The sequence below is a fragment of the Acidipropionibacterium virtanenii genome (genome assembly GCF_003325455.1).
GTDB classification, from domain to species: domain Bacteria; phylum Actinomycetota; class Actinomycetes; order Propionibacteriales; family Propionibacteriaceae; genus Acidipropionibacterium; species Acidipropionibacterium virtanenii.
Genome location: NZ_CP025198.1, coordinates 303,161 through 319,494 on the forward strand (window position 1 = coordinate 303,161; position 16,334 = coordinate 319,494).

Below are 16,334 nucleotides of genomic sequence, written 5' to 3' on the forward strand. Positions count from 1 at the left end.
GCGGGGTCGACGTCGGGGTCTCCCCGGTTGAGGGCGTTCTGGGCGGCGGTGGCCTGGGTGACGATGGCCGGACAGGTCGTGGGTGACGTTGTCGTGCAGCTCTGCGGCGATCTCACGGCGCTGGGCCTCGGCGCGAGCGGCGAGTTGCCGGCGCTCGGACAACTGGGTGTTGCGCAGAGCCAGTCCGATGAGCCAGGGCAGGGCGTAGAAGCCGATTCAGACGATGGTGGCCTGGATGTCCTCGTGCGCGGTCGTGGTGTTGCGGAAGGTGATCCACACCGAGACGAGGTATCCCCAGAAGGTCGTCGCCGACCTCGACCAGACCACTGCCCAGGTAGCGGCGCAGGGTGGCGGCCCGGGAGTTCATGGGCACGATCGTAGGGTCCGGCCGGTGCGTCCGGACAGCCGGGGGCGGAGAGTTCACGACGGACTGGTGGCGGCCGGCCTCTGGCCTGCTCCGTGTCTCCGTTCCTGGTCGGCCGGGCTAAGCCCAACCTGGCCCGTGCAGCGATCGGCGACGTGGTCGCTGTGGGTGGCGATGAGGACCAGGGCTCCGTCGTCAGCCAGCTGCCGGAGGACGCCGAGGACGAGGTCGCGGTTGGCGTGGTCGAGGGCCGATGTCGGCTCGTCGGCCAGCACCACGGACGGGTTCTTGAGGATGAGGCGGGCCAGGGCCACGCGCTGCTGCTCCCCGCCCGACAGGGTGTAGATCATGGTCGTCTGCGTCCCGGGCAGGCCGACTCGTTCCAGTGCCTGGGCGATCATGGAGTCCCGGGCCCTGGACGTGAGCCCCCGCCGGTTTCGCAGGGGCACCATGAGGTTGCGCCGCACGTTCCAGGTCTCGACCAGACCGTAGTTCTGGAACAGGAATCCGAGCACCTCGCGCAGGCAGCTGCGCTCCCGGGCGCCCACATGATGGCGTGGCCCCCCGGTGAATGACCACGGGCCGTAGACGATCTGGCCGGCGTCGAATCCCTCGAGCAGGCCCACGCAGTTGAGCAGGGTGGTCTTGCCGGCGCCCGAGGGCCCGGTGATCGCGGTCATGGTGCCCGATTCGGCGGTGAAGGAGAACCCGTCCCACAGGGTCCGGTTCCCGAAGGTCTTGGTGAGGCCTGTCGCGGTGAGGGTGAAGGGGGCGTCCTTGAGCGACGTCGTCGTGGCGGCGGTCGTGGTGATGGCGGTCATAGGGGGCTGCTCCTGTCTCAGGGACGCTTGATGAAGTCGGCGCGGGACCGGGTCTCGTAGACCCTCACGAAGAGCGCGGCGACGCTGACCTGTGCGGCGACGAGGATGGCGGCTGCCGCGAGATCGCGGGGGAGGTGCATGCCGCCGATCATCATGGTGGCGGTGGCTGTCAGGACGGCCAGGCCGAGATCTCCGGCCAGCAACGGCCCGTGCCGACGGGTGAAGCCGTAGCCGTGGAGGAGCTGGACGAAGCTGGTTCGCCGGCGCCGGTCGCAGTAGACGGCGGCGCTCACCATGGTCGCCAGGATCAGCACCACCAAGCCGAGGGATATCCCGAAGACGTCCATGCGCTGCTCGAGCCTGGAGGCGGCCAGGGTCTCGGTGACGGCGTCGGCGGCGTTGTCGATGCCCTGGAAATGGCCTCGTATGCCGGCACGGGTCAGTTGCTGCTCAAGGTCATCGGCATCAAAGAACAGCACAGAGTTCAGGGAGGTGTAGGAGAGGTATTCCATGGGGCCGATGAGTCCAGATGATGGTGAGACGACCGCTAGGACGGGATCGGTCAGTGATGTTCTCTCCTGGTCCTCCGCGGGAGAGGGATCGGTGCCTTTGAAGGTGAACAGTTGTTGTCCGGCGGCAGTGCGGATCACCCGGCCGTGCGGGGCGCAAGGTGGCGTGGATTTAGGGGCGCCCAGCAGGCAGCTGTATTCCTTGAAGTATTTGGTGTAGGTGGCCAGCAGTGCGCCTACGTCACCTTGATAGGACGCGGGGACCAGCAGGGTGAAGCCATTCCGGGCGGTCGCGATATTGCGGATCCGGTGGCCGTCGGTGCCCAAGACGGGCTGGACACCGAGGTACTTCGGGTTGACGATCATGGAGTTGGATCCCTCGGGCCCAGGTGGCGTGGTGCCATCGCCACCATTGGCGAGTTCGCCACCCTTGTATCCGGTCATGAGAACAGTTCCCTGCCGGTCCATGCGGGAGATGATGGAGGTCAGTGCCGGGGCGTCACGGAGGTCGTCGTCGTGTGTGCTGGCCGTACTGAGTCTGAGGGCATATGCAGGAGGCATCTGAGACCATCGGCTCAATTCACGGGACGTTCGGCTGACGGCCTCGATGCGCCACATGGCTCCAGAGATGCTTGCCAGCACCACCGCGAGCACTATCACCTGCGTGGCGGCGGCCAGCACCCCGTCGGCCAGGGGAGCGCGTTCGCCTTTGAGCACCTCGGGGATCCGGTGCCGCAGGGTTGCGACTCCGCCCAGCACGGTGACGAGGACGGCTGTCAGAAGAGCGAGGACCCCCAGACCTGTGCCCAGGAACCCGGCGAATCTCCAGACCTGATGGAACCTGGTGACCGCCCAGAGCACCGGAGTGCCGACCAGCAGCAGGGCAGCGAGGCCGAGCCCGAAGGTTGCCCCTGCACTGCCGAGCTCGGCTCCCAGGATTGGCGCGCGACCGTAACCGTGCAGGCTCTTGATGGCGTGAGCCTTGCGGTTGGTGGTTCCCGAGTACGCCAAAGCCAGGGCGAGTGCGACGTACACGATGACGAAAGCAGCCCCGAGGTTCGCCGGGCCCAAGGCGTACACGAAGATCTCAAGACCTGTGGCGGTCGAGTCATCCGCACTGATTCCAGCTTTGCGAAGATCGGCAAGGATCGACGTCATCTGGGAGTGATCAGCGCTGGTGGCGTAGACGCCGCGCAAGTCCTCTGTGGTGATCCGGTCCGCCGGTGTGATCGTGGTTCTCTGGGATTGAGTAGAGAATATCGGGTAGGAGTAGCCACCGGAGCGGGAGAGCGAGTCCCGGTCGCCGATGAAGGCGTACAACGTCCGGGTCTGGAATGAGTTGGTCGTTCCAGCCTGAATCTTGAAGATATTGATATGGAGTCGACTGGCCGACTCATCAATCGCACGAAGCGCGGCAGATTTTTTCGGAGAATCAACATGGTCGATAGTGAACGTGGTGTGTGTTCCGGCGGGCTGGGCCTCGTCAACAGATATGAAAATCTGAAATGTTAGCACGGCGGTAAAAATGACCGAAACTATAATAGAAGCTCGTGCGACCCGGTGCACCTTTGATATCCTCTCGCGGCGATTTATCCCTCGATGGCAGGGCCTTGGGTGACAGTCGTCAAGAGGCCGGCTCCTCACCCAAGGTCCCGCTGATCGAAGGAGCTCTAGCTGTTGAAGCCCCAGTAGCAGGCGTTGCCACTCGAAGCGCGCTCCGCCACGGCCTTAGCGGTTTTTCCCGCCCCAGCGCTTATGGTTTGGTAGCTTCGGCCTTTCGCTGTCGCGTAGTGTGAGCGGCTCGCATGGTAGTAGGTGGATGTGATGTGCCCGACTCTGGGCACACTACTGGTCTGCACGCAGGTGAAATTCCCTCCACCTGCTCCGCTCGCCCACGCCGTCGGGGCGAGGCCCGCCCCGAGCAGTGCCGCCACAGCGGCCACGCTCAAGGCGCTTCGGATCTTCGAGATTTTCATTGATATTCTCCTTCATGAATTCTGCCGTCGCACGTGTGCATCGCGTTCACGCAGGAACGGCTCCGTCTTGGAACGCAGAAAGATGTCGTCAGAGCGTGATCTGATCACTTTTCGTCGGTCTCGACTGGGCCCTAGAGAACGGTATGCATCAAGTCCTGAAGTCTCGCGCGGTGTCGTCACCTCCTTGTACCGAACGATCGAGGGTTCGTGGCTCTCGATGAGTGCTGCCGGATCTGTCATTGACCTCGAACCGGATCTTTCCAGTGGGGTTTGTGGGTGGTCAAGGAGGAACCGGAAACTCTGCCCGATCGGGTAGTGATTCTGCCCGATCGGGCAATTGTCGACATTTCGTACTCCAGCCGGTCGGGCCCCAGTGGTCGGGTCAGCGCGCGGGACCATGTCGGAGAAGAACCGGTCCGCCGATGAGGTTCCCATGTCGGTCAACTTCCGCCGGCGCGCTCGGGCAGAGGCGGTGCTCGGGATGGCTGCATGTAAAATGCATGCATGCCAGCACTTCAGATCCGCGACGTCCCCGAGGATGCTCGTGACCTCCTCGCCGAGAGAGCGCGTCAGAACGGTCAGAGCCTGAACAGCTTTCTGCGCGACGTCGTCATGCGGGAGGCTGGATTCGCCCGTAATGCAGCTCTGGTGGACGAGATCTCGGCATGGCCTCACGAGCCGGGCTTCGGGGCCGACGAGGTCCTGGAGGCTCTGGACGCCGGCCGTCAGGGACGGTGAGCGGTGATCGTCGTCGATGGCTCCGCTGCGGCCCTGCTATTCGGCGACGCCGACCGGGATTCGCGGGTTCTCTCGGCTCGGCGGATCCTGCGCGAGGATCTGGACTGGGCGGTGCCGGAGCACTGGCGGATCGAGGTGATGTCGGTAGTCCGGGGTTTGAGCCTGGCCGGCACGCTCAGCCCGGAGCGTGCGGCCAGGGTCGTTGCCTGGCTTGGGAGGGTCACGGTGCTCACCTTGCCGACCGTCCCGGCCCTGGTCCGGGTCTGCGAGCTTCGCGCGAACCTCAGCGCCTACGACGCGGCATATGTGGCAGTGGCCGAGAGCCATGGCCTGACTCTGGTGACGGCCGATGCGCGCATCTCCCGTTCCGGTGCGGCCCGATGCCAGATCCGCGTCATCTCGTGATGCTGTCGACGCTCAGACCCGGCATGTCTTCAGTGCGGCGAGGGTCTTGTCCATGGTGGGGGTCTGCGCGTACTCGTCGACGCCGAAGAGCTTCTGCAGGTCGAGCAGATCAGTGCCGGTGCACCATGCCTCGGTGGAATAGGCCAAGGATCTACCGGCATCCGTTGAGGACATCGCGTCAGAGGCGAATTGGTGGGGCGGGGCGAGACCGCGGCTGCCGTGGGCACCGATGTCGGGTGGGTTGTTCAAGCCCTTCGGGTGGATATTGCCGCCCATGGTGCCCGTGGTGGTCAGGCGTACCAGGCGAGGCAGGGCCTCGGGATGAGGCGACTGGCTGTAGATCTGTGAGAGGGACGCGGCGGCGGCCGGCAGATACCCCTTGTCGGGAGCGGGGGCGCAGACCCGGACGTCGTGACCGGGCACCGTCTGGCAGGCGGTGTAGCCGTAGCGCTCAGCCCACTTCCGGTCGACGTCCTGGCCCGGCGGGCGGGGTACTGCGATCATCACGGCCAGCGCAACGATGAGGCAGGCTGGGGCCATCCAGATCCGGCCGGTCCACCAGCCCGCGCAGGCTCCCAGTGCCGCGCCGACGGCCACCTCGGCCAGGACGAGGAGAGTGGGCGGCCAGCCGGCCAAGAACTCGGTGGCGACGACGTCGGCGCCCACCCCATGACGGGCCAGGTCGCCGGCCGTCACGAGCGCCATCGCCAGGGCCGGTGCGCCCACTGCGGCGACGGCTGTGGCCGCGGCTTTCCCTGCCGCCCGGGCGGGTAACGTCCATGCGGGGCGCGTGGAGAGCCGCTGCCATACGGCGACGCCGCTGCGCCATCGGTACTGGCCGCTCACCACTCCCAGCAGCACCGCGCAGGCCACGGCGATGAAGACCGAGCCGGGCACCTCAAAGGCCAGCAGGAGTCTGGGGCTGCCGCCCCACCCGGACAGCGACGTCATCCAGGGCCAGGCCGAGACCACCGCCACCAGGCAGGCCATCGGCACGGTCAGCGAGGCCGACCTGATGCCTCGGGTACCAGAGCGTCGATGGGTCATGGCGTTCTGGCGGGGCTGCTGGGCCTTCGAGGTGAATGTCCGGGGAGCCCACGTCAGGCCGTTGGCGAAGGTGGCGATCCCGGCGACGCCGATCAGCAGGCACAGCGGGATGCTGAGGTTCGGCACGCCAGGGTCCAGGAATGCGTCCGCGGGTGCGTGCAGCGCCCCCCAGAGCCCCAGGGACAGTGTCGGGTGGAGAGGCCAGGAGAACAGCATCGATGCCAGGGCCGCCACGAGCGGCGTCACCCAGATGGCAGCAGGAGGAAGGACCGTCAGGCTCAGCAGGCCCAGGCCGAGCAGGGCGACGGCGTCGCGCCAGGCGGCCACGAATCCCCACTCGCCGATGGTAGTGGGGAAGGCGGCCAGGGAGATGAGCCCGGACACCAGGACCGCGATGCCCAGCAGCGTCCACCGGCGGGCCGCCAGGGAGCGCGGGGCAGCGCGGTCGGCATCGGTCTCGGTGGTGAACATGAACAACGGCGGGACGGCCGCGACGGTGGCCACCCACAGCGGCGCGACTTCCACCGTGCCCCCGTCGGCGGCGATGAGGAGCACCAGGCCGCGCACGGCCGCCGCGGCGAGAACGGCCACCGCAATGCATGGCATGACGTGGTGATGGCGGCCCCACAGGGTGATGCCACGGCTCACGGCGTCACCATCTCCAGATAGCGGGAGCGCACGGCCTCCAGATCGCGTGATCCGGCGAACTCGTCGAAGGCCCCGCTGAAGACGAAGCGGCTCTGATCCATCACGGTCAGGGTGTCGGCGTGGTCGAGCACGTCCTCGACGATGTGGGTCGACACGATCGTGATCGCGTCGGCTGCGACGCGTTGCAGCACTGCCGACAGCGATTCACGCTGGGCGACGTCCAGCCCCGCCGAGGGTTCGTCAAGGATCACCAGGGATGGCCGTCCCACCAGGGCCGAGCCGATGCCGACCCGACGGCGCATTCCACCGGACAGGGCGGAGATGCGATCGTCGGCACGGTCGGTGAGAGATACCAGTTCGACGACGCGATCCACCTCGGCCGGGGTTTTGGAGTCGGGTATCCGGTGCAGCCAGCACAAGTAGGCCAGGTGCTCGCGCACCGTGAACCGTGATCTGCCGAGGTTCTCCTGGGGGCAGTAGCCCAGCTGTTCGCGGATCGCCGTCCCGGTGCGTCCGTCGAGCTCGACGATTCCCGACGCCGGCTGCAGGGTGGCGATGGCGCGCAGCAGTGAGGACTTCCCCGCGCCATTGGGGCCCAGCAGCGCGTGGAAGCCCTCATCCAACCGCCAGGACACCGCGTCGACGGCGGTTCGCCTTCGGTATTGCACCGTCAGCTCGTCGACAGTCAGTGTCATCTGTGCATGTTCTCCTATCAACTGGCGCGGTTGAAGACGATCTGATCGGAACACTGGTGGGCGAGGTGGTCGCTGTGGAAAGGACCCATTCGTTCTACGGCGCTGCCGGTCACGGTAGTTCGGTCTTGGACGCTTCACGAAATGAGTTCGGGTGTGGTTCACATAGACCCTGATGCCGCTGGAACTCACCCATCACTTGGATGGCTACGAAAGGGCTACTGATTTCTCTCATTCTTGAGATACTTCAGAAGCCTGTACCCAATGACGCCAAGAATGCACAATACGAGGAGTGTGATAATACAGCTGGCAATCACGAGAATAAGAATGGCATTTTCTGTAGCCAAGAGACTCACCTCCTCTTATGCACTCACGAGAGAAGCGGTGGCATGGTCTGGAGTGACTCCAACCTTGAGATAGCTACTTCCGCTGTATACACCGCCATAGGTGAGCTGGCCTCCGTACTTCTCGACGGTTGAACTCATCCATACAAAGTGAGGGTTCGACACGACAGCGCCTCTGGAAGCGTACGCACCGTTCCAGTGCTTTGTGATTGTTTTCGGGCCGAAGTTGAATCTGAAGCTCCAGGTGATAACTGGAGTTTTCGCTTGTGCATAACAATTCTGGTAGGTATGCGCCGCTACCTTCTTGCAGCTCGTTACGGAGGCGGATCGGGTTCCGAGGTTCCCATTAGTTTTCGCGCTTGGATCAGAAACTTCTATCACTGACATTGATCCATCTGGATAGGTAGAGATCGTTTGCGTTACGCCATTGGCTTTCACTTCTTTTGTCGCGGATGGAGAGCCGCCTTTAGCTGCGTCGGGAAGGATGCCTTTTTCAAGGTTGCTGATGATTTTTGAGATTTGTTGCTCTGAGGCGCCATATTCGGAGAGGTAACTTGATACGGACTGCCGGTCGTCTGAGGCCAGTGGATTTGGTCGAGGTGCTCCTGAATCCGCCGACGCCGACAGTGTCGAAGACGACATGGCAAGTGAAACTATCGCCGAAATGACTGCAATTCTTGAGAGCGTTTTATCCTGGAACTTCTTCACTGAAATGTCCTTTCGCATTGGCTAGGCACTGACAGGATGGACTCTGCTCCTGAAGTCGATGAGGCGTCAAGAGGTTCAGGCGAACTCTGCCCGATCGGGCAATTGTCGACATTTCGTACCCCGGGCCGTTGGAAGCCGTCCCCGGGAGCTATGATTCGGCTATGAGCGGAGGGGTTATCAGAGTCGGGATCTGCGACGACAGCGATGTGGTACGTCGTCAACTGGGGGTCTATCTCTCGGGTGCCTCGGACCTGCGGGTGTGCGGGATGTACGGCTCCGGGGCTGACGCCATCGCCGGCGTTTCCCGGGATGACATCGAGGTGCTGCTGCTCGACGTCCGGATGCCCGGTATGACGGGGCCCGCCGTAGCTTCGGGGCTGGCGGCGTCAGGGAGCGGCTGCAAGATCCTGTATGTCACGTCGTATCCCGATGAGGTGCCGGTGCGCGGTGCCCTGCGGCAGACGGTGCTCGGTGCGTTGACCAAGGATGTGAGCCCTCAGAACATGGTCGCGGCCGTCCGCCTGGTGGCGTCCGGCGTCTCGTTGCTGGCTCCTGAGTTCATCCGGCAGTCCGCTGCGGGCGGGCAGGGCCTGGTGGACTGGCTCGCCGACCCGCGGGAACGTGAGGTGCTCAGGCTCGTCCAGACAGGTTCGACGAATGCGCAGATCGCCGAGGAGCTGAACATGTCGGCGTCGTGGGTGAAGCAGACGGTCTCGGCGCTGTGCCGGCGGGCCGGCGTGAGAGGCCGGGCGGGGCTGGCGGCGTACTCAGGAGATGCCGTCGTCGGTCATGGTGATCGGGATTGACACCGTCGCCGACCAGTAGCCGTCCGACAGACGGGTCTCGAGGGTGCCGTTGATCCCCTCGGCCCGTTCTCGCATGCCGATGATGCCAAGATCGTCTCCGTCGTAAACGGACTCCGTGGCATTCCTGAACGAGACGGCGAGCCTGGTCCTCGACGCTTTCACACTGACTTCGCACGGTTCGGACGGATTTCCGTGCCGGATGATGTTGTTGATCGCCTCATGGCTGATACGGCCCATTGCATTCGATATCACCGGGGAGATGGTCTCGACGTCACAATCGGTGTAGATGTCCAGATTGAAGCCGGCGTTCGAGAGGGCGTCATGGCCCCGCTGGAGTTCCTGGGAGAAGGAGACCGCGGGTGAGGTGCGACCCACGCGCAGCAGTTTGACGAAATTCGTGACATAGACCGAGCTGCGCCGGCTCCGGGCTGCGATATCGGTCAGTGCCGAGTCGCGATCGATCCCGGGGTCGATGCGTGCATTCTCGGCCGCCATGGTGATGAGGGCCAACTCATGGGTGACGTTGTCGTGCAACTCGGCGGCGATCTCCCGGCGCTGATTCTCGGCACGGGCGACGAGACGTCGACGTTCGGAGACCTCGGTGTTGCGCAGAGCCAGGCCGATCACCCATGGAAGGGCGTAGAAGCCGAGCCACAGCACGGTGGCCTGCGCATCCTCCGCCAGCGTCGTTGTGTTGTTGAAGGACATCCACAGGGACACGACATATCCCCACAGTGATGTCGCCGCCGCGGTCCAGAACTCCTCATGCCAGGCGCACGACAGGATGACGATCATCGGGGCATAGAGGGTCATGCCAACTAGGTCGTCGGGCAGCAGCGCCAGACCGCCGAAGCCGACGCAGGCGATCACGGCCCCGATGCGGGGATGCCAGGCCGTGAGTGCCGCGCCGACGCAGGCTGCCAGTTCCACCAACAGGGCGACCACGGCCTCGTTGCCCGGCCGGAAGGGCACGACGTCCATGGCGAGCAGCAGAAGTGCCAAACCCACCTCCACGGCTCCGCCACCCAGGAGGCGACGTAGGGGGCTGGTCCGGGTGCTCATGACCATGATCGTAAGGGTTCTGGCCGATGAGGCGGGGAACTGGGGGGTCGGGAATCCCCGGAGGGGTCCTTCCGGCGGCCGGGAGTGGGACGATGCGTTGACGATCTGGTTCGACGATGGAGCAGTCATGATGATTCCCCGGTTGCGACGTCTGGCCGTCATGGCCCTGGCCGCAGTGCTGCTGGCGGTCAACACCCCCGTGGTGAGTCATCCCGAGGCCTTCTGCGACAGACATCCATGGTGGCCCGGTTGCCATCGGCACGTCGCGGCCGCCCCCGCCGGGGACCTGGTGGCCTGAGGCTCAGGTTTCGCCGCAGATGAACTCCCGGGCCACCTCGCGCCCTCCAACACGTCGGACGAACGTGGAGCCTGAATGACCCGTTGATGCCAGGCGTTCGTGCGTGAGATGGTGCGCCCGGCAGCCAGATCTCTGGACCGGTCGAAGAACCCATTTGTCGACAATCGCCCGATCGGGCATTCTTCTGTCCGATCGGGAAGAGTTCGATCCATTCCCTCGACGGAGCAACGTCGGCGTCGTAGTGTCCCTGAGTGTGGTGAAGTCGGCCGATATGGTCGACAGGAATGTGAATGGAGAGACCCATGGGAACTGAAAGTGCGATTGCCGCCCTCTCGATCGGCGGACTGGTGGTGGGCATTGTCGTCGCCTGTGTGGTCCTCATCAGTCTGATCGTCACCGCGTACAACACGTCGAAGATCCGCCGGGAACTCCAGGAGATCCGGCAGCTGTACACCCGCGAGGACCGTCCCCTGTCCTGAGGCGGAACTGGTGTCCGGTCACGGTCGCCATGGCCAGATGGGCCGGCGTCGTCCCGGAGTCTCGGTTTGCGGGTCCGCCATATCCTGCACGAGAAGTGATGCAGTAGTGGCACGATGTCTGTACCACGTCTACCAGTTGTGGTAGGCTGAGCATGCTTGGTCAGTTCTTCGTCGCTGGAGGCCGTCATGCCTGCAACCACCCTCAACATTCGTATCGATCCTGAGCTCAAGGAACAGGTGGATCAGGTCGCCAGGAGCCTGGGGCTCTCGTCCTCGGCGGCGTTCAACATCTTCGCACGGCAGTTCGTCGCCTACCGTGGGTTCCCCTTCCCGGTCGTCGCCCCGGTACCGACGGAGGCGGACTTCAGCCGTCAGATGGACGCGGTTTTCGACCGTATGAGGGCCGGACATAGCCAAGAGCACAATCCCATCGAAGAGCCGCGTTGAGAAAGTTGCGGATCGACCAGGCGAACCGGCTCGTGTACAAAGTCGAGGACAGGGTCCTCTACATCGTCTCCTGTCGCGGGCACTACCGGTAAGGTGCGCGAGCCCGGGCTCAGTACTTCTTGCCCGGGTTGAGGATGCCGTTCGGGTCGAAAAGCGCCTTGATCCGGCGCTGCAGGTCCAGGGCCGCTGGAGCCATCTCGGTGTCCAGGGCGGGCAGCTTCTCCAGCCCCACGCCGTGCTCGCCCGACATCGTCCCGCCCAGCTCCTGGGCCAGCCGGCTCAGCGTCATGACCGCCTCATCGGCCCTCGCCCGGGCCCCCTCGGCCGGCGTGTACGCCACGATCGGGTGCAGATTGCCGTCGCCCACATGCCCGCCCAGGGCGATCGTGACGTCGTAGGCGTTCTCCACCTCGGCGACTCCTGCACTGAAGGCAGCCAGTGCACTGCGGGGCACCGCGATATCGCCCTCCACCGACCCGCCGAGCAGTCCACGGGCGCTCGGCTGGAGCTGGCGCCTGGCCTCCAGAATGGCCTCCAGCTCCTCGGCGCTGGTGGCCCGCTGCACCGTCGTCGCCCCGGCGTCGGTGAAGATCTCCTCGAAACTCGTCAGGTCCTCCTCGGCTCCATCGCGGGCATCGGTGACCGCGAGCGCCCACGCGTTCGCCTCGGCGGGGACTGGGGCATCGGGAATGTGCTTGCGGATGGCCTCCAGGCACCGGCCGTCCATGAACTCCAGCCGGGCCGGGGTGCGTGATCCCGATGCGATCCGGTTGGTGGCGGCGAGTCCCTGCGCGACGGAGGGGAAAAGCCCCAGCACGCCGCGCTCGGGTCCCGGCGCCGGCAGTAGCTTGACGGTGATCTCGGTGATGACCGCCAGAGTCCCCTCCGAGCCCACGATGAGCCCGGTGAGATCCAGCCCGCCGACGGTCTTGATGGTGTTGGGGCGGGTGCGCAGGATCGTGCCGTCGGCCAGCACCACCTCCAAGGACCGCACCGACTCGCGGGTCACGCCGTACTTGATGCAGCGCATCCCGCCGGCATTGGTGGCCACATTGCCGCCCAGTGTGGAGATCTGCGCCGACGCCGGATCGGGGGCGTAGAACAGGCCCCGGCTCGCGGCGGCCGCAGCAAGGTCGGAGACGATGACACCGGGCTGGGCCACCGCGATCATGTCGTCGGCGTCGATGCCGACGATCCGGTCCATCGCGGTGAGGTCCAGCAGGATCGCCCCGTCGACGGCTGACGCCGCCCCCGCCACGCCGGTGCGGGTGCCCTGCGGGACGACCGGGATCCGATGGGCGTTGGCGTATGCCAGCAGCTGCGACACCTGTTCCGTCGACGCCGGCCGGGCCACCACCAGGGGGTTCGGGTCGCCGGGCATCGCCGAACGGTCGGTGCGGTGTGCGGCGAGGGCGGTGGGGGAGTCGTCGAGCACGACGCCGGGAAGGGCGGCACGCAGTGCGGCGACCGAAGCGGGCGCGGGATCCGTGGCAAGTGCGGTCATGGGAATCTCCTGTGGTGAGGTGGGTGCCAGGTGATGTCCGGCCTCCCTCCGGAAAGTTGGCGTTCGTCCCGGAATTCCAGGACCAACGTCAACTTCCTGGACGAACGCGGGGCATGGTGGCGGGGGCCTGGAGTTTCTGGAGGCGCTCGACCGCTTGGTGGATACTGCTCGCCGATTTGCAGTGGGCGAATCGCACCAGTGAGCCCATTCTGGCCGCGTTGGGCCCCGCGGGGCTGGTGAAGGCCGAGACGGGGACGGCGGCCACACCGATCTGTTCGGGCATCTGGCGGCACAGTTCGGCGCCGTCCTCGAAGCCCAGCGGGGCGGCGTCGGCGACCGTGAAGTAGCCGGCGTCGGGGACGACGACGTCGAAGCCCGCGGACCGAAGCCCCGAGACCAGCAGGTCGCGGCGCTCCTTCAGGGATTCCCGCACCTGGTCGAAGACCTCGTCGCCCAGGCCCAGCCCGGCCGCCACGCCGGTCTGGAAGGGGCCGCCGCCGGCGAAGGTGAGGAACTGCTTGACGGTGCGGATCGCGGTGACCAGCTCCGGCGCGGCGGTGATCCAGCCGATCTTCCAGCCGGTCACCGAGAAGGTCTTGCCGGCCGAGGAGATCGAGATCACGGTGCCGCGGGCCCCGGGCAGGCTCGCCATCGGGACGTGTGGCCCGGCGAAGGTGAGGTGCTCGTAGACCTCGTCGGTGATCACGTAGGCGCCGTGCTCCTTCGCCACCGCCAGGATCTGCTCCAGGTCGGCGCGCCCGAGCATGGTGCCGGTGGGATTGTGCGGGGTGTTGACGATGATCGCCCGGGTGCGATCGGTGACCGCCTGGCGCAGCGCTCCCAGGTCGAGGCGGAAGCCGGTGGGCCGGCCCGCGGCGTCGCGGTCGAGGGTCAGCGGCGCGGGCCTCTGCACACCTGCGGCCAGCGCGATGACCGCGGCGTAGGCGTCGTAGAAGGGGTCGATGGTGACCACCTCCTGGCCCGGCTCCACGAGAGCCAGAAGGGTCGCGGCCATCGCCTCGGTGGCGCCCATCGTCACCTGGATCTCGGTGTCGGGGTCGACGTCCAGGCCGTAGAAACGCTTCTGATGAGCGGCGATCGCGGTGCGCAGGCCAGGGATGCCTGGCAGCGGCGGGTACTGGTTGCGGCCGGCTGCGATGGCGTCGCCGGCGGCGTCGAGCACCTGTGCCGGGCCCGGGTCGTCGGGGAATCCCTGCCCGAGATTGAGCGCGCCGGTGGCGGTGGCCAGGGCCGTCATCTCGGTGAAGATCGTCGGCGCCACCCGGCCGTCGGCGGCCAGCAGCCCGGCTCCCGCGGCGGTGCGTCGCCAGGGGCCGGTGATCGGTGCCGGTGTGCGGAGATCCTCGGCGTTCTCACTCATCGACCCAGTGTCTCAGGAGCCGGGCACCGAGGCTATGAATGTTCAGCCCGTGAGCGTCATAGCTCGGCGAACGGGATCTCCGGGTCGGCCAGCCGGGCAGGATCGACGGACCTCCTCGCCGCGATGATCGGCTTGACCGCGTCGATGACATCCCACACGTTGACGTTCATCACCGCGGTGATGCGGTTCGCGTCGGTCCAGAAGGCCACGAACTCCCGCTTGTCGAGGCTCCCGCGGATCACCAGGGAGTCCTCCTCCCCGGGCGAGCCGTAGTACTCCATGCCGACGTCGTACTGATCGCTGAAGAAGTACGGCAGCTCGTCCCAGGTGGCGTTCGCGCCGAGCAGATTCGTCACCGCGACCGCCGGCTGGTTCAACGCCGTGGCCCAGTGCTCCACCCGGATCCTGGTGCCCAGGACGGGATGGTCAACATTGGCGATGTCACCGACGGCGTAGATGTCCGGGTCGCTGGTGGCCAGTCCGGCGTCGACCAGCACGCCGTTGTCCACAGCCAGCCCGGCGGCCTCGGCCAGTTCCGCATTCGGCACCGCGCCGATGCCCACCAGCACCGCGTCCGCCCCGATCGTCTCCCCGCTGGTGAGCTTCACCCCGGTGGCCCTGCCCGCCGTCGCGGTGATCTCGGCGACTGAGGTGCGCAGCCGGAAGGCGACGCCGTGCTCGCGGTGGAGCTTCGCGTAGACGGTGCCCATCCGGTCTCCCAGGGCGGCGGCCAGCGGAATGGTACTGGGAGCGACGACGGTGACGACGCCGCCCTTCGCCCGTGCCACGGCCGCGGCCTCCAGGCCGATCCAGCCGGCGCCGATCACCACCAGGCGCCGGTCCTGGCCGAACTCGGCGCGCAGCGACTCGGCATCCTGCCTGGTCCGCAGCATGTGGACGCGTTCCGCACCGGCTCCGGGCACGGTGAGCGTGCGGGGGCTGGATCCGGTGGCCAGGACGAGCTTGTCGTAATGGAGCGGGGAACCCTCATCGAGGGTGACGGTGTGCCTCGCGGTGTCGATCGCGGTGGCCCGGGTGGACAGCCGCAGGTCGATCTGGTTCTCGTCGTACCAGTCGCGAGTGTGGGTGACGGCGTCCTCGAAGGAGTCGCTGCCGGCCAGGAACCCCTTCGACAGCGGTGGTCTCTCGTAGGGCAGGTTCTGCTCCGCTGCGATGAGGGTGACGGTCCCGCCGAAGCCCTGTTCCCTCAGCGCCTCGACGGTCTTCGCCCCGGCCAGGCCTCCGCCGATGACAACGACGTCTCGTGGACTGCTCATAGGATCTCCTTCGATGGTGATCGTCCTGCCATTGTTGCGCAGCGTGGGATCTGTGCGACAGGACGCGGGACGGATGAGAGGGAGGACCTCACAGCCCCGGCGGCAGGGCGCGGTCCCCGAGGACCGACTGGTTCCAGTAGTCGATGTCGTCGGGGCGACGGACCGCGTCATACTTGTCCAGCCACTCCGGCAGCAACCACACCCGCTGATACAGCTGGGGGTGCTGGGGCTGCCGGTGGGCCGCCCACAGGAAGAAGACGAGTTCGGCCAGATCGGACTCGATGACGTAACTCACCCGTCCGAACTCCGAGTCGCCCACCATGGCGAACTGCCCGCGCTGGACCATCTGGCCCATGACAATGCTTCCCCAGTCCCAGCCCGCCAGGTCGCCGGCGGTCACGAGATGGAAGCCGTCGATGTTGACGAAGATGTTCCCCTGATCGAGTGGACGCCACATCCGGGTGGCGTCCGCCTGGGCGTTGGCCCGGCGCTGCGAGTTGCCGATCGCCCTGGCGAGCCCGACACCGGCCGTCATCGCCAGTCCGTACTGGCCGGTGGCGAAGAAGAACCCGTTGTCATGCACGTAGGATCCGTCACTGGCCGCCTGGAAGGAGTACAGCGTGAAGGGGGCCGTGGCGATCACCCGGTTCTGGGGGAAGTGTCCTGGAACCGCGAAGGGCACCGGGATCCCGGGCACCTCGGCATAGTGATCGGTGAGGATGCAGTGGATCGCGAATGCGGTGCGCAGCAGGGACTCGTCGCGGGGGGTCCATCCCACCCCTGGCACGCTGCTGCGGTACGCCCAGTCGAAACCACTCACCCGGGCAA

At 66.0% G+C, this 16,334-nt stretch carries 18 protein-coding genes; 7 read left to right on the forward strand and 11 right to left on the reverse strand.

Going from position 1 to position 16,334, the window contains the following annotated elements; genetic code table 11:
• Positions 1-420: 420 nt before the first annotated feature.
• The 3 genes from JS278_RS01335 to JS278_RS16720 all read right to left on the reverse strand — a co-directional run bounded on the left by JS278_RS01335 (position 421) and on the right by JS278_RS16720 (position 3,670).
• On the reverse strand, positions 421-1,185 hold the full coding sequence (locus JS278_RS01335; RefSeq protein ID WP_114043618.1) for an ATP-binding cassette domain-containing protein: 765 nt from the start codon (positions 1,183-1,185) through the stop codon (positions 421-423).
• 17 nt (positions 1,186-1,202) lie between these two features.
• On the reverse strand, positions 1,203-3,260 hold the full coding sequence (locus JS278_RS01340) for a bacteriocin-associated integral membrane family protein (protein WP_147243117.1): 2,058 nt from the start codon (positions 3,258-3,260) through the stop codon (positions 1,203-1,205).
• A gap of 104 nt (positions 3,261-3,364) precedes the next feature.
• The gene (locus JS278_RS16720) at positions 3,365-3,670 is read right to left on the reverse strand and encodes a lactococcin 972 family bacteriocin (RefSeq protein WP_114043620.1); all 306 of its coding nucleotides are present in this window, start codon (positions 3,668-3,670) and stop codon (positions 3,365-3,367) included.
• A 504-nt stretch (positions 3,671-4,174) separates the two neighbouring features.
• On the opposite strand from JS278_RS16720, the gene JS278_RS01350 reads away from it, so the two are divergent.
• Positions 4,175-4,408: a FitA-like ribbon-helix-helix domain-containing protein gene (locus tag JS278_RS01350; protein ID WP_114043621.1), complete on the forward strand. Its 234-nt coding sequence runs from the start codon at positions 4,175-4,177 to the stop codon at positions 4,406-4,408.
• A 3-nt stretch (positions 4,409-4,411) separates the two neighbouring features.
• A complete protein-coding gene (locus JS278_RS01355; RefSeq protein ID WP_114043622.1) occupies positions 4,412-4,813 on the forward strand; it encodes a type II toxin-antitoxin system VapC family toxin in 402 nt (133 codons plus the stop codon).
• Between the two features lie 12 nt (positions 4,814-4,825).
• On the opposite strand, the gene JS278_RS01360 is transcribed toward JS278_RS01355, so the two are convergent.
• From JS278_RS01360 to JS278_RS15780, 3 genes are all read right to left on the reverse strand, one after another.
• Positions 4,826-6,466 (reverse strand): hypothetical protein, encoded by a 1,641-nt coding sequence (locus tag JS278_RS01360; RefSeq protein WP_147243118.1) that lies wholly within the window; start codon positions 6,464-6,466, stop codon positions 4,826-4,828.
• A 38-nt stretch (positions 6,467-6,504) separates the two neighbouring features.
• On the reverse strand, positions 6,505-7,203 hold the full coding sequence (locus JS278_RS01365) for an ATP-binding cassette domain-containing protein (protein WP_114043624.1): 699 nt from the start codon (positions 7,201-7,203) through the stop codon (positions 6,505-6,507).
• Between the two features lie 359 nt (positions 7,204-7,562).
• Positions 7,563-8,252 (reverse strand): hypothetical protein, encoded by a 690-nt coding sequence (locus JS278_RS15780; protein WP_147243119.1) that lies wholly within the window; start codon positions 8,250-8,252, stop codon positions 7,563-7,565.
• Positions 8,253-8,413: 161 nt separating this feature from the next.
• Between JS278_RS15780 and JS278_RS01370 the strand changes: the two genes are divergently transcribed.
• Entirely contained in the window at positions 8,414-9,058 is a 645-nt protein-coding gene (locus JS278_RS01370) for a response regulator transcription factor (protein WP_114043625.1), read from the forward strand.
• Here JS278_RS01370 and JS278_RS01375 read toward each other — a convergent pair.
• Complete coding sequence (locus JS278_RS01375; RefSeq protein ID WP_245935162.1) at positions 9,020-10,120, reverse strand: sensor histidine kinase; 1,101 nt, start codon at positions 10,118-10,120, stop codon at positions 9,020-9,022. The genes JS278_RS01370 and JS278_RS01375 overlap by 39 nt on opposite strands.
• A 127-nt stretch (positions 10,121-10,247) precedes the next feature.
• Between JS278_RS01375 and JS278_RS15945 the strand changes: the two genes are divergently transcribed.
• The 4 genes from JS278_RS15945 (at position 10,248) to JS278_RS16725 (ending at position 11,436) form a co-directional block, all read left to right on the forward strand.
• Positions 10,248-10,418 (forward strand): hypothetical protein, encoded by a 171-nt coding sequence (locus tag JS278_RS15945; RefSeq protein ID WP_181833792.1) that lies wholly within the window; start codon positions 10,248-10,250, stop codon positions 10,416-10,418.
• 302 nt (positions 10,419-10,720) lie between these two features.
• Positions 10,721-10,897 (forward strand): hypothetical protein, encoded by a 177-nt coding sequence (locus JS278_RS15950; RefSeq protein ID WP_181833793.1) that lies wholly within the window; start codon positions 10,721-10,723, stop codon positions 10,895-10,897.
• Between the two features lie 186 nt (positions 10,898-11,083).
• Entirely contained in the window at positions 11,084-11,344 is a 261-nt protein-coding gene (locus JS278_RS01385; RefSeq protein ID WP_114043628.1) for a type II toxin-antitoxin system RelB/DinJ family antitoxin, read from the forward strand.
• A 32-nt stretch (positions 11,345-11,376) separates the two neighbouring features.
• Positions 11,377-11,436 (forward strand): hypothetical protein, encoded by a 60-nt coding sequence (locus JS278_RS16725; protein WP_425451483.1) that lies wholly within the window; start codon positions 11,377-11,379, stop codon positions 11,434-11,436.
• Between the two features lie 17 nt (positions 11,437-11,453).
• On the opposite strand, the gene JS278_RS01395 is transcribed toward JS278_RS16725, so the two are convergent.
• The 4 genes from JS278_RS01395 to JS278_RS01410 all read right to left on the reverse strand — a co-directional run bounded on the left by JS278_RS01395 (position 11,454) and on the right by JS278_RS01410 (position 16,326).
• The gene (locus tag JS278_RS01395; protein ID WP_114043630.1) at positions 11,454-12,848 is read right to left on the reverse strand and encodes an FAD-binding oxidoreductase; all 1,395 of its coding nucleotides are present in this window, start codon (positions 12,846-12,848) and stop codon (positions 11,454-11,456) included.
• An 88-nt stretch (positions 12,849-12,936) separates the two neighbouring features.
• Positions 12,937-14,229, reverse strand: coding sequence for an aminotransferase class I/II-fold pyridoxal phosphate-dependent enzyme (locus JS278_RS01400; protein ID WP_114043631.1), 1,293 nt, complete (start codon positions 14,227-14,229; stop codon positions 12,937-12,939).
• Positions 14,230-14,285: 56 nt separating this feature from the next.
• Entirely contained in the window at positions 14,286-15,506 is a 1,221-nt protein-coding gene (locus JS278_RS01405; RefSeq protein WP_114043632.1) for an NAD(P)/FAD-dependent oxidoreductase, read from the reverse strand.
• Positions 15,507-15,594: 88 nt separating this feature from the next.
• Positions 15,595-16,326, reverse strand: a complete 732-nt coding sequence (locus JS278_RS01410) for a hypothetical protein (protein WP_147243120.1) — start codon at positions 16,324-16,326, stop codon at positions 15,595-15,597.
• Positions 16,327-16,334: the final 8 nt, after the last annotated feature.